8 protein-coding genes are annotated in these 15,470 nt (G+C 68.0%); 2 read left to right on the forward strand and 6 right to left on the reverse strand.

Annotation, left to right across the window (positions count from 1 at the left end; all coding sequences use genetic code 11):
• Positions 1–95: 95 nt before the first annotated feature.
• A complete protein-coding gene (locus tag OJA40_RS09845; protein WP_263810520.1) occupies positions 96–1,211 on the reverse strand; it encodes an ABC transporter permease in 1,116 nt (371 codons plus the stop codon).
• A 566-nt stretch (positions 1,212–1,777) separates the two neighbouring features.
• On the opposite strand from OJA40_RS09845, the gene OJA40_RS09850 reads away from it, so the two are divergent.
• Positions 1,778–2,104, forward strand: a complete 327-nt coding sequence (locus OJA40_RS09850) for a hypothetical protein (protein ID WP_263810521.1) — start codon at positions 1,778–1,780, stop codon at positions 2,102–2,104.
• Between the two features lie 290 nt (positions 2,105–2,394).
• Here OJA40_RS09850 and OJA40_RS09855 read toward each other — a convergent pair whose 3' ends face one another.
• The 5 genes from OJA40_RS09855 to OJA40_RS09875 form a co-directional block, all read right to left on the reverse strand.
• Positions 2,395–3,087: a YiaD family glycine zipper/OmpA-like lipoprotein gene (locus OJA40_RS09855; protein ID WP_263831621.1), complete on the reverse strand. Its 693-nt coding sequence runs from the start codon at positions 3,085–3,087 to the stop codon at positions 2,395–2,397.
• Between the two features lie 547 nt (positions 3,088–3,634).
• Positions 3,635–5,023 carry a nicotinate phosphoribosyltransferase gene (locus OJA40_RS09860; RefSeq protein ID WP_208426971.1) on the reverse strand — a complete coding sequence of 463 codons (1,389 nt, stop codon included), beginning with the start codon at positions 5,021–5,023 and terminating at the stop codon, positions 3,635–3,637.
• Positions 5,024–5,207: 184 nt separating this feature from the next.
• Positions 5,208–8,018, reverse strand: coding sequence for a zinc-dependent metalloprotease (locus OJA40_RS09865; protein ID WP_263810525.1), 2,811 nt, complete (start codon positions 8,016–8,018; stop codon positions 5,208–5,210).
• 285 nt (positions 8,019–8,303) lie between these two features.
• Positions 8,304–8,828, reverse strand: coding sequence for a GbsR/MarR family transcriptional regulator (locus tag OJA40_RS09870; RefSeq protein ID WP_263810527.1), 525 nt, complete (start codon positions 8,826–8,828; stop codon positions 8,304–8,306).
• A 457-nt stretch (positions 8,829–9,285) separates the two neighbouring features.
• Positions 9,286–11,622, reverse strand: a complete 2,337-nt coding sequence (locus OJA40_RS09875) for an IGHMBP2 family helicase (protein ID WP_263810529.1) — start codon at positions 11,620–11,622, stop codon at positions 9,286–9,288.
• 366 nt (positions 11,623–11,988) lie between these two features.
• Here OJA40_RS09875 and OJA40_RS09880 point away from each other — a divergent pair, with 366 nt between their 5' ends.
• Positions 11,989–14,922 carry a TonB-dependent receptor gene (locus OJA40_RS09880; RefSeq protein WP_263810531.1) on the forward strand — a complete coding sequence of 978 codons (2,934 nt, stop codon included), beginning with the start codon at positions 11,989–11,991 and terminating at the stop codon, positions 14,920–14,922.
• Positions 14,923–15,470 lie beyond the last annotated feature (548 nt).

Consider the following 15,470-nt stretch of genomic DNA (forward strand, 5'->3'; position numbering starts at 1 on the left):
ATCGGGGGGCTCACGCATCACGATTCACGGATCCCCCTCACGATCCACGCCGAACGACCGAGAGCATGGCGTTCGATGGATTCTGCAAGCCGCCGTCACACCTGAAGCACGGCCGCGGCCCAGTCGATGACGGCGTTGGCGAAGACAATGAGGAGGATGCCGGTGACGACGGCGGACGTCGTGGCCTGGCCCACCGCGGAGGCGTCGTCCCCGGTCTGGAGGCCGCGCATGCACCCGGCGAGGCCGATGATGCCGCCGTACACGACGGCCTTGAAGATTCCCACGAGGGCGTCGGACAGCACGACCGGCTCCAGGAGGCCCGTGAGGAACTGCGTGGTCGTGAGGTCCAGCATGGTCACGGCCACCCCCATGCCGCCGAGGATGCCCAGCGCATTCGCGTAGAGCGTGAGCATCGGCAGGGCCAGCACGACCGCCAGGATGCGGGGCGTCACCAGAAAGTCGATCGGCGAGATGCCGAACGTCTCCAGCGCGTCGATCTCCTCGTTCACCTGCATGCTCCCGAGCTCGGCGGCGAACGCGGCCCCGGTGCGGCCCGTCATGATGATGGCGGTCATGAGGGCCCCCAGCTCCCGCAGCATGCCGTAGCTGACGAGGTAGGAGACGAAGTAGTCCGCCCCGAACCGCTGGAGCACCACGGCCCCCAGGAACGCGACGATAAGGCCCACGAGGAGGCTGATGACCGTGACGATGGGCAGGGCCGAGGCGGTGCTTTCCTGCAGGGCCACCCCGAACGTGCGCCAGCGCATTCGGCCGCGCCCCATGAGGATGGCGCCCACGCTGCGGACGGCCTGCCCGAGGAAAGTGACCAGTGCGTGCGCCTCGTCGTACGCCGCCAGGCCCCAGCGGCCGAGGCGGGCGAGCAGAGCCGTGTCCTCCGCCTCCGGCGTCGTGTTCGCCTCCGGCACGGCCTGCGAGAGCGCAACGAGCCGCTCGAGGGCCGTGGGGAGCGTGTCGGTGCGCACGTCCAGGTCGTGGGCCCGGCCGTACTCGGCGGCCTCAAAGAGAAAGGTGACGAGGCTGCTGTCCCAGTCGCCCAGCCCGGAGGTGTCGAAGGCGACCGCCGCCACGGGGCTCGACGGGGCGGCGTTTACCATCACGGCCCGTGCGTCGGGCAGCGGCCGGTCAAGGGTCCAGTCGCCCACGGGCGCAAGGACCAGCGTGTCGTCGGTATGATGGGTCTCGACCTGCATCGCGGCAGATCTGGGTCACGAGGGGGGAACGAACACTGGGCATTTCCAAAATGTCGGTCGCGGGGCATGAAGGCAACCCGCCTGCATTCGGGGGGGCGCTCCGAGACGCTACCAGCACAAGGCACGTCGCGCCCCCTAGACCACGGAGACCGCACGCGACGCGGTCTGCGCCCCGCCGTGTCGCGTTCGGCTTCCTGGGGCCCCAGTGCCTCCGCCAGCCCCCTGGGCGTCCCCCCACAAAGGAGAAGCGGGGCCATTTCCACGGATCATTGGCGTGGCCCTCGCTTTATATCGAGTGCACACTTGTGACGAGAATGTATTCCGCAGGGCCTTCTGGGCGTGCGCCCCTCGTTTCACTGGAAGCAGTCGTTTGACTGGAAGCAGGCCCCGTAGGTTGCACGTGATGCATCGGAGGGCCAGGGCCTAAACGGGTGCCTGGCCCCCCGACTCCGCCTTTGTGCCACGAGACCCGCCGCGCCATGCCCGATGCCCACTCGCGTTCTGCGGACAAAGGCGCACCCGCGACTCAGGTTGCCGATGTCACCTGCCGCAGCCTTGCGTCGGCCTTGTCCCAGCAGTGCACCGACCTGCACGGCATGGACGTGGAGGTCGCCCGGACCGATTCGGGCCCGCCGGTGAAGATCCAGGTGCGGTGTGGGGGCCGGTTCGAGGTGGGGCTTCGGGTCGCGGTGGAGCACGTCGGCGGGAACGTGTACGACGTGTTCTGCATGATCGAAGAGGGAGCATCGTGCCGGCTGACCTACAGCCGCCCGGAGGGCACAGACGCCCCCCTTCCGCTGTGCCCGCGTCTGGGACGGCGGTTCTCGGCGTTCGTCTTGGAGGAATTGGAGCGGCGACTCGGGCGCTGGTACCTCCGTGGAGAAGGGGACTAGTGGGCGACGGTGGGCTCTCGTGGAGGGGACGTGGAGACCGGTGCAGGGGGCGGAGGGGGACGTGATCGCGTTCGACGCCCGGTTGCGCAGCACGACCTGGATGCCGCCCTGTCGGTCTGCCCCGGGTGCTCGCGTCTGTGTCGGGACGGATGGTCCCCTCTTTGGCCTAGGGAGGATGAGAAGCCACGCCCGCAACCCGGTCGGCCCGGTTGCGGGCGTCCGGCCGAAGGGGCCCCACGCCGGTCTCCACCGTTGATCGGCTCAGGACCGCCTCGAAGGCGGAATTGCCGCTACCGGCCGCCGCTGCCCTCCGTCTGCGCCTGCACGCGCTCCCGGTACTCCTCGTTGGCGTAGATGGCGACCTCCACGCGCCGATTCTGCTGACGGCCCTCCTCCGTCTCGTTGGAGGCGACGGGCTCGGTCTCGCCCCGCCCCACAGACGTCAGGCGGCTCGGATCGACGCCGCGGTCCACGAGGTGCCGTGTGGCCGACTCCGCACGTCGGTCCGAGAGCGTCTGGTTGTATTCCTCGGAGCCCTGGGCGTCCGTGTGGCCCACGACGAGAATCTTGGTGTCCTCGAACCCCTCCATGCTTTCTGCGAACTCGGTCAGGTTCTGGCGGGCCTCGGCGCGGAGGGTGGCGGAGTCGAAGTCAAACAGAATGCCGCTGTCGAAGGTCACCTTGATGCCCTCCCCGACCCGCTCCACATCGGCGTTCTCGAGTTCCTCGTCGAGCTCTTCGGCCTTGGTGTCCATGCGGCTGCCGATAAGGGCCCCGGCCGCGCCGCCCACGGCCGCGCCGATGATGGCGCCCTCCGCGGTGCCGCCGGCCGCCTTCCCGACGGCCGCCCCGGCCGCGCCCCCGGCGCCGGTGCCGATGATGGCGCCCTTCTCGGTGTTGCTCAGTGACGAGCACCCGCCCAGCAGGAGGGCCGTGACGAGGAGAACCAGGGGCCTGGAATGACGAACAGACGACATGGACATGTGGAACGAGAAGGGAAAGCGAGAGAGAAGATGTAGAGGGGAATTTGGTCGGTGCTCCTTTCCCAACGGCGGTTCGGACGCGAAGTTGCCGCCGGGCTCCGCCGGCGGTTGTGGGACCGCGGCCGGGCCTGTGCCCGAGAGCCCATGACGGTTGGCCCGGCGTTGGGAAGGCGTCGTAGGTCCTCGGCGACGAGGCGGGCGATGTGGCCGGTGCCCAGGATGCCCCAGCGTACGGCTGCGTTGTTGGCTGAAGGTGGTGAAGATTGGACGGTGGGGAATTGGAGGTCGCGTGGGCGTCTCCGAGCCGGGAGGTGCGCCGCAGGCGCCAGTGCCCGCGCCGCCCTCTTCCAGTCTCTCGTTCTCCTACGCTCCCCCACGTTCGTCGTGGACGCCGGACCGTGAACGTCGTGTTGACCGTTTTCGCCGTTCACCGCGAGGGGCCCGTCCGCAATCTCGGGGAGGCGCCCCGCGGTGGGACATCCGAGTCCGCTGCTCGTCCGTCGACTTCCGCTCCGGGAGAAGGGAGACAGAAACCACGACCCCGCCGCTACGCGGCTTCGGCGGCCATCGTGTTTGCCAGGGCGTCGCGGGTGTCCGCGACCCGGTTCTCCAGGGCGTCGCTGAGAACGACGTCGTAGTCCTCCGGGTTGGCAGTGGGAGTGCGGAGACGAGACGGCAACTCGTCCAGCCGCGCCGCTGCGTGCTCCCGGATTGCCGACAAGGGGCGCGGGGCCCCAGCCTCGGTCCGCTTCCCGTCGGCCATGACGCGTTCCAGCAGCGGCGCCCCGTGTGTCTGCTCGTCCTCGGTCGCAATGACGTCCCGGACGGCCGTGCCGTCCTCGTACTGGCGGACGACCTGCTTTCGGCCCGGCAGGTTCGACTTCTCGGGGGCGAGCTTCATGCGGGGCGTCCCGGCGTACCCGGACAGCTTGTAGGCGCTGTCGAGGGCGGGCTGGTCGGCGGACGTGCCCATCCGGGTGCCGACCCCGACGCCGTCGATGGGGGCGCCGCGGTCGAGGAGGTCCGCGATCGCGTGCTCGTCGAGCCCCCCGCTGGCGAAGATCATGACGTCGGCAAGGCCGGCCTCGTCGAGCAGGGTGCGGGAGGAGCGGGCCAGCTCCGCAAGGTCGCCCGAGTCGAGCCGGATGCCGCGCACCTGCACCTCCTCGTCTGTCTCATCCATCAGGTCGATCACCTTGCGCACGCCGTCGAGCGTGTCGTAGGTGTCGACCAGCAGAATCGTCTCCGGGTAGAGCGCCGAGAAGGCGCGGAAGGCCTCCACTTCCGAGTCGTGCGCCTCGACGTAGCTGTGGGCCATGGTGCCGGTGACCGGCAGGTCGTAGGCCTGGCCGGCGGCCACGTTGGAGGTGGCGTCGACCCCCGCGATGTAGGCCGCGCGGGCGCCCTTCATCGCCGCGTCGGTGCCGTGCGTGCGGCGCATGCCAAAGTCGGCCACGAGCCGGTCCTCGCCATCGATCTGGGCGGCCTCGACGATCCGGCTCGCCTTCGAGGCAATCGTCGTCTGAAACGTCATCTGATTCAGGAGAAACGTCTCCGCGAGCTGGGCCTCCCCGATGGGGGCCACAACCTCCACCAGCGGCTCGTCGGGGAAGACCGGCGTGCCCTCGGGCACGGCGTACACGTCGCCGGTAAACTCGAAGTCGGCCAGCCAGTCGAGGAACGCGGGCTCGAACGGGTCCTGCGTGGCGAGGTAGTCGAGGGCCGCCTCCGAAAACGAAAGCGTCTCCAAGAATTCCAGTGCCTGCTCGAGCCCACAGGCCACCAGGTAGTGTCGGTCTTTCAGGCGGCGCACGAAGAGGTCGAACACCGCCGGCTCGTCCATGTCTTCCCGCCAGTAGGCCTGCAGCATGGTGAGCTGATAGAGGTCCGTGTACAGCGCGGACGTGTCCGGGCGGAGCTGGTCGTCGAACGGCATGGGGGGAACGAAGGGGGATTGGGCGAGAGAGGGAAGGCGTTGGGGGTTGAGCGTTGGGGGTTGAGCGTTTAGGGTTAAGCGTTGGGGGTTGAGGGTTTGGGGTTAAGGGGTGGGGCATCTGGCTCCACGGAATCCTCGATTGTCCCCACAGAACCCTCAACGCAAAACCCCACCCCTCAACATCCTACGGGCTCAGGTCCAGCGATGCGTTCAGGGCCCGGTCGATGCGGGCCTGCGTCTCGGACAGGTGGGCCCGTGTCTCCCGCTTCAGACCGGGAGTGTTCAGGGCGGTCTCGATCTGGTCGGACAGCTCGGTCAGCTCCAGCCGTGCCACCGAGCGGACATCCTCGGGGGCGTCGATCTGGTCGATGCCGGCCGTGGTGATGGTGATCCAGCTGGTGGTGCCCATCATGAGTTCGATCAGCATGTCGGCGTAGGTGCGCTGCAGCGGCCGCCGGAACGAATTGATGGGGGCGGGTTGAGGGCCGGCCGTGTCGAGCTCGCTCCAGACGGCGTCGGTCATCGTCCGGAAGAGGGCGCCCGGTGCGTACCCGGCGCCGTCCGGGGTGCGGGCCTGGGCGTCGATCATGCGCTGCAGGCGGGCCGGGTGGAGCAGCTCGCGGAGCAGGTTGCGCTGTATGGTGTGGACGCGGCGGTGCACGGGGTAGTCGAGGGGAAGGCTCGGGGACGTGCCCCAGTGCGAGCGTCGGTTTGGGGCCAGCTTGTTGAGCCGTTCCGGGTCAAACTCGAAGGCGTCGGGGGCAAAGGCCTCGTCTACGAGCAGGCGGACGGCCTCGCGCTGCTCCTCCGCCGGTACGGGCCGAAGCGGGGGACGGGCGTCGGGCGTGCCCTTGTGGTCGCGGGCCACGTAGCTGCCGCCCACGGTCTTCGTAACGGGACGAAGCGACCGGTACCGCTCCATGAGGAGGGCCGTTGTGGCCCGGCGGAGGGGGTAGTAGCGCTCGCCTTCCGAGACGAGCCGGTCTTCGAGCTTCGGCATCACCGCCTGCACGAGTTCCGCGCGGGTCTCGGCGAAGGCCATCGGGTCGCTGCCCAGCTCCCAGGCGTTTGTCAGCGGGTCGACGGCGTAGCCGCCCAGCCAGGTGTCCTCGTCGGTGCCGTAGCGGTGCGTCGGGTCGCCCGACGTGGCGGCAATCTTGTGGAGGCCCGCCGTCGCGGCGGTTGCCGTGTCGGCGAGGGGCCCGTTTCGGGTGAGGGCGCCGTCGTCGGATTGCTCGGCGATGGGCATGTACCCGTACTTGATGGCCCACTCGTCGTAGGGTCCCACGGTTGGGTTCCAGTAGTGGCCCTGCTCCTCCTCGTTGAGGGCGACGTTGACGGGGGCGTAGTCCATCACCGACAGGCTCACCCCGTGCTCTTCGGTGTAGCTCTCGTCGTGGAGCTCGTCGTTGGGGATGCCGGAGGAGGCCTTGAAGTTGTGCCGCAGGCCGAGCGTATGACCGACCTCGTGCATGACCAGGTCCTTGATGGCCGCGCCGAGGTACCTCTCGGGCATGGACTCGCCGGGGGCGATGGCGCCCCGGGCGAGGAGGAGGGTCCGCTGCAGGCCGATCTGCTGTGCCATGCCGCGCTCCGCCCAGCAGGCCCGCCGGGCCAGCTCCGGCGAGAGCATCTTGCGGAGGGCCTTGGGGGTGCGGGGCGACACCGGCCCCTGGGCGGGGGCGCCCGTGTCCGCGTCCGGGCCGGGGGTGATCTGGCTATAGGTGTCCTGCCAGCCGCGGACGAACGAGGAGGAGATGAGGACGTCGGCGTTCAGAATCTCGCCGGTCCGCGGGTCCGTCTGCGAGGGGCCGATGGCGTAGCCCATCTGGTGGGCCGCCGTCCACCGCACCGTGGAGTAGCGAATGTCCTCGGCGCTCCACGTGGAATCGTCCGGCGCCACCTTGGCCACCACCGCGTTCTTGTAGCCGGCGGCGCGGTAGGCCTCGTTCCAGGCCTCAATGCCCTGCTTCACGTACTCGCGGTACCGGGTAGGCACCGTGCGGCCCACGTAGTACACGATCGGCTCGGCCGGCTCCACGAGCTCGCCGCGTTTGTAGGCCGCGGTGTCGCTGGGCGCCAGGCGCCAGCGCTGCACGTAGCGCACGTAGGGGGTGGACGCCCGGCCCCGAGAAAAGTCCTTCACCGCGTCGACGAAGTAGCCCACCCGGTCGTCGGCGCGGCGTCGCTGCATTTTGGACTCCGGAAGCGCAAACAGGGAGTACCGCACGCCCACGGGCACGGCCCGGTAGTCGGGGACGGCCTCGCCCCCAATGAGCGGGGCGGACGAGCCCTGATAGGTCAGCGATACGTCGATCTCCGTGTTGTCCGGGAAGCCCCGGGCCCGCTTCACGTAGCTCTTTCCACCCTGAAGGGAGGCCGGGGCCCCGCCAAAGTACAGGCTGAGCCGGTCGCCGATCTCGGGGTAGTCCGACGTCAGGAAGTCGGACACCTCGATCAGCAGGTGTCCGGTCGAGTCGTTGCGGCTGACGATGTCGAAGGCCTCGACCACGGAGTCCCCGGTGTTGTCGTCCAGGGACGTGCGCATCGGGCCCGCATCCGCCCGGAAGCGAACGTTGCGGTGGACGAGGTGCACGGAGCGGTTCACACGGCGGAACTCCATCAGGCGCGTGTCGCTGAGGGGCAGCCCGTCGTGTAGGTTGAAGACCCCTACGCCCTGGCTGACGTGGAGGGTGAGCCCGAACGGGTCGCCCATCCGTTCCGACGGAATCTCGGCGTAGAGCGTCCCGTCGTCTTTCTCGTGGAGGGGCAGAAACCCGTCGACTCTTCGGGTGCCCTCGAGCGTCTTGCCCCAGGGCTCGAATGGGTCGTCCTCGCCATCGTCCGCCTTCGCCGTCTCATCATCGGCGGTGGACGAGGGGGCTTCGGTCGAGGGCCCGCCCGGCTCGTCGGCCGCGTCGTCCGGGCGGACGTTCACCGTCGTGCACGCGGCGAGAAGGAGGGAGGCGAGAACGAGGAAGAGGGGTCTGTGCATGAACGTCAAAGCCTGAGAGCGGGAGAGACCGCATCCACTAGACGACGGCGTCCTCTCGTCCAGGCCGGTGGGGGAGGCCGGCGCGCCGCCTGTAGGGGGCGGCCCGCACGCACTCGTAGACCGGTCCCTTGGTGGCGGGCGGTCGAGAACTGAAGGGGATCGTCCTCGGGCCACGTGGCCGATCGCCCGGTCGTCACGGGCCGAGGTGAAGCGTCCGTCTTTCCTCTCGCGACGCCCCCGGAGCCCCGAATGGCGGAGACGAGAGCGTGCGGGAGCGGGGCGGCACTACCGGGGCGTTACGACCTCCTGGTTGGATTCCTCCGCCAGCTGCTCCTGTTTGACTTCCCACCAGCGCTCGGCGAAGTCTTCGAAGAACGACTCCATGAGGTCATAAAAGGCCTCCATGTGCTCGAGGCTTCTTTTGGTCTTTTCGGTCTCGTCGCCCTCGGTGTCGATCCGGGTTAGGAAACGCTCGGCGATCGAGCGGTTTTCCCGAACCGTCTGCATGTTGAACTTGAAGTTGTTGAAGAAAATGTTGGGGTGGGATTCGTAGTAGTTCCGCCGGTTGTTTGGGCCCTCCACCTTGCGGACGTAGTCCATGTCGTCGAGCCGCCGCACGGAAATGGAGATGGGCCCCTTCGAGCGGTCAAGAATCTCGACCATGTCGTCGAGGGACACCGGCTCACTCTTCGTAAGCAGGAGCCCGACGATCAGCCCTTGCAGGCGCCGAAGGCCGTAGGACTCGTAGATGTTGCCGAACTTTTCGATCAGTTCTTTTTCGACTGGAGAAGGGGCTTTCGATTCGCTCATGTCTCAAATGGGAACGGTGATGAAGAAGGCCAGCCCTCGGGCTGGCGGTCGGTGGGGCCTTATTTAGATGTTAAAGTCGTCGAATGGTTTGCAAGTTGACAATTTTTTCGGAGCCCAACGTTTTTTCGGAGCCACGAGCCGACGTTGAGAGAGGCGTGTGGCGTGGATGGAGGACGGGAAACGCGGCGCGTCCGACCCGCCCGCCAGTGCCGAGCGTCGTCCCAGTCTGTTCGGGCAGGGCGTAGTGCGAAGCTCGTCATTTTTTTGCGGGCAAAAACTGTGCCTCCCCGGAGGCCGGGGGGCGCGGGATTTTGTCCGGCGGGACCGGGACGGGTTGTCCCGAAATGTGCCGCCCCGAGAGCTGCTCATTCGGGCCGTGCCGCCGGGCTGCCTCGGGCGGGGATGCGGGCGGGGGATGCTGGACGGCGGCCCTGCGCCCTGCGAGGAAGGTGAGGGGTTAGAGCGGGACCGCACGGCCGGTCGTCTCGGCGTAGCGAACGAACGCGCCGAGCACGTCTGCCGCCGCCACGGTGCTGGCGTCGCCCACCACCACGGCCTTGCGCCGGGCGCGGGTGACGGCCACGTTGAAGCGGCGCGGCTCGTCGAGAAAGCCAATCGCCCCGCGGTCGTTGCTGCGGACGAGCGAGAGCAGGACGATCTCCTTTTCCCGCCCCTGGAAGCCGTCGACCGTGTCCGTCTCGGGCCCGTCCGGGGCGAGGGCACGGTCAATGCGGTCGACCTGGTCGCCGTACGGGGAGATCACCGCGATGGCGGACGGGGCCACGCCCGCCTCCAACAGGGCGGTCGTCAGTTGGACGATGAGGTTGGCCTCGCGGGGGTTCTCGCGGGAGTGGGAGCCGGAGCGCTGGTGCTCGGGGGCGTCGATCCCACTCGTGTCCACGAACACGAGGGGCGCCTCCGGGTCGAGAATGGCGTGGCGCTCGTCGGCGGGGAGGGCATGGTCGGACACGCCGAGGTCGGCGAGCGTCCGGTGGCGTGCCGTGTCGTCCGCCTTCAGCCGCCCGTCGTAGAAGGTGCGGTTGGGGAAGCCCATGATCGTCTCGTGCATGCGGTATTGCCGGCGCAGCAGGCTCCGGATCGAGCCGGGCGCCTCAGGGGCCGTTTCGTGGTGGTGGGCGAGGCGCTCGAAGAGGGTGCGTCGGAGCCCACGTCGGGCGGCCTCCTGGTTCTGGATGGTGGGCGGGAGCTGCTTGTGGTCGCCCACCAGGACGACGCGGCGGGCGTGCGTCATTGGGATCCAGCAGGAGGGCGCCGTGGCCTGGGTCGCCTCGTCGATGACCAGGGTGTCGAACGTGTGGCCGTCCAGCAGGTCGCTCCCGGCGGTCGAATTGGTGCTGCACACCACGTCGGCCGCCTCCAGGACCTCGTCGATGGCGTCCTGCTCCAGCGCCTCGGCCTCGTCAAAGAGGGCATCGGCACGCTCCTGCAGCGCCAGCCAGCCCGCCATTTCCTCGATCCGGTCCGGCGGTACGCCGCGGGAGCCGCGCCCCTGTTCGGCCCGTTCCTTGATCTTGCGGTCGGACATGCCCCGGCGCCAGCGGCCGGCGGGCGCGGTGAGGTCCTCCTGCCGGTCGAGCACGGCAAAGGCCTTCTCCCGTTTCTGCTGAGACCGCCGATGGGCGTCGTTGTCCTCAATTTGGGCGTCGAGCGTGTGCGTCCGGAGGCGGTCGTTCACGCGGGCGGGGTGCCCCAGCCGCACGACATCCGTCCCCTGCTCGGCCAGAAACGCGACCACGGTGTCGACGGCGGTGTTGGAGGCGGCGGTGGCGAGCACCGACGCGCCGCGGTCCACGCACTGCTGCAGGACCTCGGCGGCGGTGGTCGTCTTGCCGGTGCCGGGCGGGCCGTGGATCAGATGCACGTCGTTGGTGGCCAGGGCCTCGCGGACGGCCTGTCGCTGGGCGTCGTTGAGGTTCGAATTGTGCCAGTCGTCGATCGGGGCGGGGTCGGTGGAGGCCGGTGTAGCGACGCCCGTGCTCACGTCGCGGAGCCGCTTGAGGGCCCCACCGGCGGCGGGGAGCTGCGCCAGCGCGTCCTGCATGCGCCGGTACGGGATGTCGTTCACGTAGAGGTCCACGCGCAGTCCGGAGACTACTTCCTCCCTGCGGTTGGGGCGCAGTCCGGAGACTACTTCCTCCCTACGGTCGGGGCGCAGTCCGTCGCCGAAGACCCATCCGTCGGGTTTTGGGTCGAAGGACGCGGTGATGGAGTAGTTGGTGACCTGCGTGACCGTGCCGGTCGGGTTGTCGTTGCGGAGCGGGTCCTGCTTCGAAATCATGACGAGGTCCCCCACGCGGAGTTCGTGGTCGGGGAGGGGCTGTCCCTTCTGTTCGCGCATGAGCTTGACGTGGTGCCCGCCGAGGCCCTCGCCCTCGTCGCGGCCCCGCATGTGAAGCAGCGCGCGTCCTCGATCCTCGCGCTCCCGGCCCGAGAGGGTCTCAATTTCCCGCTCGTGGCGGCGCATCTCTTCCTCCCGCTCCAGTTCTACGAGGTCGGTCAGCCGGGTGGCGTACGCCCGGGCCGACTCGGTCTTCGCGTCGAGCCGAGCGATGGAGACCGCCGAGGTGCCGATGCGGCCGCCGTCGAGCGCCTGCACGATGCGGTCGGCCACGTCGGGGCGTACGTTCACCGTCGCTGTGCCGTCGTCGATGCCGATGGCCCCGATGGCGTCGGGCGCCACGTCCGCCTCGTTCGTGAAGGCACCGACGATGTCGCCGGGGCCTTCGTCCGACGGTGATTGGAAGTGCACGAGCAGTGTCGTCTCGTCGCTCATGGGGAAGGCTGTATTTGGGGCAAAGCCCGCGCGGGGACGCCGTACGCGCTTCCCAAAACGAGAGTTGCGGCGCGGGACGACCGGGACGGCCCGGGAAAGGGACGAACCGGGACAACTGCCCGCCCTTTCCTCCGCTTCACTGGGGATCACACTTTGGAAATGGAACCGTCAAGGTATCGAAATACGACCGTTCCACGGGCTTAATCTGGCGTTGGTATTTATGTGGTGCGGATGCGGGCGGTGCCGCGTCCGGTGTGGCGGTGCGTTCGCCGCGACACGCTCGTCCTACATTCATCTTCACTAGCGCAAACACTACGCATGTTTCACAGGCATCGATACGTCCTCGTCGTACTCGTTCTCATTGGGATGGCCACGCTCGCGTTTTCGGATGCCGCGGCCCAGTCGACCGGGATTATTGAGGGCCAGGTCGTCGACGCGGGCGACGGCTCCCCGCTGCCCGGCGCCAACGTGGTCGTGGAGGGCACGTCGATCGGGACGTCCACCGACCCCGACGGGCGGTTCCGGCTCACGAGCGTTCCGACCGGCCCACAGACCCTGACGGCATCCTTTGTCAGCTACACGTCCAGCAGCACGGCCGTCGACGTGGAGGCGGGCCGGGCCCAGACGGTCAATGTTGAGCTCGCCAGCGAGGTGCTGGAGGGAGAGGAGGTCGTCGTTCGTGGCATTCGGCGGAGCCAGTTTCGGTCGATCAACCAGAAGCGACAGTCGCTGAATATCGTCGACGCCCTGGCGGCCGACCGCATCGGAAACCTGCCCGAGAAGAACATTGCTGAGGCCGTGCAGCGGCTGCCGGGCATCGTGCTCCGCAACGACCGCACGGAGGGCCGCTTCGTGTCCATTCGTGGCGGCGCGGCGAATCTCAACAACGTGACGCTCAACGGCAACACGCTCGCCTCCACCGCCGGCTCGCGGGCAACGGCCCTCGACCTGCTGCCGGCCGAGATGGTGTCGAACGTGGAGGTCACGAAGGCCGTCACGCCGGACATGCCCGGCAACGCCATCGGCGGCTCGATTGACATCAGCACGCTTTCGGCCTTCGACCGGGAGGGGGCCTTCGCCTTCGGCTCCGTCCGGGCGCTCTCACACGACCAGCAGGTGCCCGATCTTGGGGAGACGGCGTTTCCGTTCCGCGCGAACGTGACCGCCGGAACAAAGGTCGGCCCGGACGACGCCTTTGGCCTGCTGGTCTCGGCCAGCGGCTCGCGCCGCGACTTTACGACCTCGGGGCTGAAGGGGGAGGGCTGGGGGGAGTTCTCCGGCGAGGGCAGCATCGACCTCCGCCCCGACTTTGAGGGCGCCGTCGTTCCGGAGGCGCAGGAGCAGATCGTAGAGCGCAACCGCCGTCGCCGCTTTGCGGTGAACGCCAGCCTTGATTGGCGCCCAAACAAGACTGTCGAGGTCTATGTCCGGCCCTACTACACGTTCACCGACGAGAAAAAGCTGGACAACGAGCTGGAGTACAACATGGTGTACGACCCGGAGGACCATCCGGGGGACCCGCGGCCGTTCATGACCGAGTCCGGGGCCCGGTTCGCCCGCGGGTTCGGCTCGGTCGATCTCAGCGACACCGACGAGGAGGAGTCGCTCTGGGGCGGGAATCTCGGGGTCGAGCATCAGTTCGACGGGGCCGTCACCCTCTCGGCAAGCGGCTCCTACTCCCGCGGCGTGCTCGACCGTCGTCAGGAGGACGCCGAGTTCGAGACGCCGGAAACCACGCGGGCGTCGGGGGTTGCCGACATGGGGAACTTCCTGTTCGACTATTACCCGGAGAACCCCGACTACGTCGGCAATGGCGCCAACTACACCGCCAACGAGGTGGACCTCGAGTACAACGAAAACGTCGAGAACACCTACGCGGCGCAGGCCGACCTCCGCGTTCCGTTCTCGACCGCTGGCGTGTCCGGCTACGTCGAGACCGGGGGCCAGTTTCAGGCCCGCGACAAATCGATCGACGCGGCCGACACCGGGTACGACTACGTCGGGGGCGGCAGCCTCACGCTGGCCGACTTCGAGGCGCCCCGTGTGCAGACGGTGCAGGTGGGAAATGGCCTGATGCCGTTTGCCAACACCCAGGCGATGGTGGCCGACTTTCTCGGGGATCTCTGCAACCCGTCGACCGAGCAGCGCTTCTCCGGCGAGCGGCGCTGCCGGGCCTCCAACGCCGTCTACGAGCGCGTGGGGGCCGAGGACCTGGCCATCGCCGACATCGAGGACGACTCCGAGAACGCGGAGTCGATCTACGCCGGCTACGCGATGGCCTCGGTCGAGGTGGGGGCCCTGACCGCCCTCGGCGGCCTTCGCGTCGAGCATACCTCCACCGAGACCGACCGCTTTCAGCTCCGGGAGGACGAGGCGTTCGACCCCGAGGAGGACGTGGTTCGGCAGACCTTCGACAACGCCTACACGAACGTTCTCCCGTCCCTGCACCTGACGCTGCAGGCAGCGGAGGCCCTGCAGCTGCGGGCCGCCTGGTCCAACACGATTGGACGGCCGGAATACGACGACCTTGGCGCCTTCAGCGAGGTCGACATCGTAGAGGAGGGCGGCAATCTCTTGGCGAGCGTGAACGAAGGAAATCCGAACCTCGACCCGTTCACGGCTATGAATTTTGACCTCGCCGCCGAGTACTACTTTTCGAACGGCGGGCTGGCGTCGGTCGGCGGCTTTCACAAACGGATTGACAACGCCATCTACACGTTCTCCTCCGAGCAGCGGAACGTACAGGATCCCTTCGGCCGGGGCCGGACGTTCGACCGCATCTCTCGATCGCAACTGCGGAACGCGGACCTGGGGACGGTGACCGGTGTGGAGATCGCCTACCAGCAGCCGTTTACCTTCCTGCCGGAGCCGTTCAACGCGCTCGGCCTCAACGCCAACACGACCATAACAACCTCGGACGTGGACGTCCCGGAGTACGAGGACAATCCCGCCCGCCCCGACTATTCCTTCTTCCAGCAGTCGGACCTGGTCTACAACATCATCCCCTACGTCCAGACCGGAGGCTTCGAGGCGCGTGTGGCGATCAACTACCAGGGCGGGTACCTGGAGGGCATCGACGGCAGCTCGCCGCTTGAGGACGAATACGTCGGCGACCGCACGACCGTGGACATCAACGCCGCGTACCAGTTCCAGTCGGTGCTGGGCGAGCCGGAGCTGTTGCTGCAGGTGCAGAACATTACCAACGAGCCGGAGGTCTTCCAGACGGGGCGGGCCAAGACCCTCGGGTTCCACTACCGGAGCGGCCGCACCGTGACGGTGGGCCTCTCGACGGAATTTTAGGTCGACACGGCGCCCCACACGTGTCGTTCCTCACACGTCCCCTCCCCCGCCGCCGGGGGAGGGGATTCGTGTTTCGGCCCTCCCTCCAGGGCGCAACGCCAATCCGCCGTGCCCGCCTCCCATCCCGCTCCCAACGGGCCGTCGACGAGCCCCTGAGTCGTGCTGAGCGGCCACGCTTCTCCGCCGTGAGGCCGCGTCGGGTCACCGGCGTGGCCGGCGCACTCTTCCTGGACGGGTCCTCGCCCGAGGCATTTTAGCGCGTCGGAAAAATGTCCTTCTGGCCCAAGCCCGAAGGGGGAGCTGCGGACAGGCCATATGCACCGCTGTGCATGGCGTGGGGTAGAGCTTCACGCGAACTGAATCGTGGAACAGGACTTGCTCTACGGTACGCAATCCCGGTCAAGCCGGCCCCCATTCTGGCTTTCATAACGCTGGCAGTCATGTGCGTGCAAAATCACGAATGGAGACGCTGAACTTTGGAGGAGGAGCTGGCTCCGTGTGATGGTTCCGCATGCTTTCTTTGACACCCGTCCGTCTGATCGAGAGCG

The sequence above is a fragment of the Salinibacter pepae genome, assembly GCF_947077775.1.
Classification (GTDB): Bacteria; Bacteroidota; Rhodothermia; order Rhodothermales; family Salinibacteraceae; genus Salinibacter; species Salinibacter pepae.

What these genes read in the sequence shown, in the direction of transcription:
- OJA40_RS09860 (WP_208426971.1), bottom strand. Translation starts at nt 5,023, where the DNA reads ATGCCGTTCGACGACCAGCTCCGCCCGGACACGTCCGCGCTGTACACG.
- OJA40_RS09855 (WP_263831621.1), bottom strand. Translation starts at nt 3,087, where the DNA reads ATGTCCATGTCGTCTGTTCGTCATTCCAGGCCCCTGGTTCTCCTCGTC.
- OJA40_RS09870 (WP_263810527.1), bottom strand. Translation starts at nt 8,828, where the DNA reads ATGAGCGAATCGAAAGCCCCTTCTCCAGTCGAAAAAGAACTGATCGAA.
- OJA40_RS09845 (WP_263810520.1), bottom strand. Translation starts at nt 1,211, where the DNA reads ATGCAGGTCGAGACCCATCATACCGACGACACGCTGGTCCTTGCGCCC.
- OJA40_RS09880 (WP_263810531.1), top strand. Translation starts at nt 11,989, where the DNA reads ATGGCCACGCTCGCGTTTTCGGATGCCGCGGCCCAGTCGACCGGGATT.
- OJA40_RS09875 (WP_263810529.1), bottom strand. Translation starts at nt 11,622, where the DNA reads ATGAGCGACGAGACGACACTGCTCGTGCACTTCCAATCACCGTCGGAC.
- OJA40_RS09865 (WP_263810525.1), bottom strand. Translation starts at nt 8,018, where the DNA reads ATGCACAGACCCCTCTTCCTCGTTCTCGCCTCCCTCCTTCTCGCCGCG.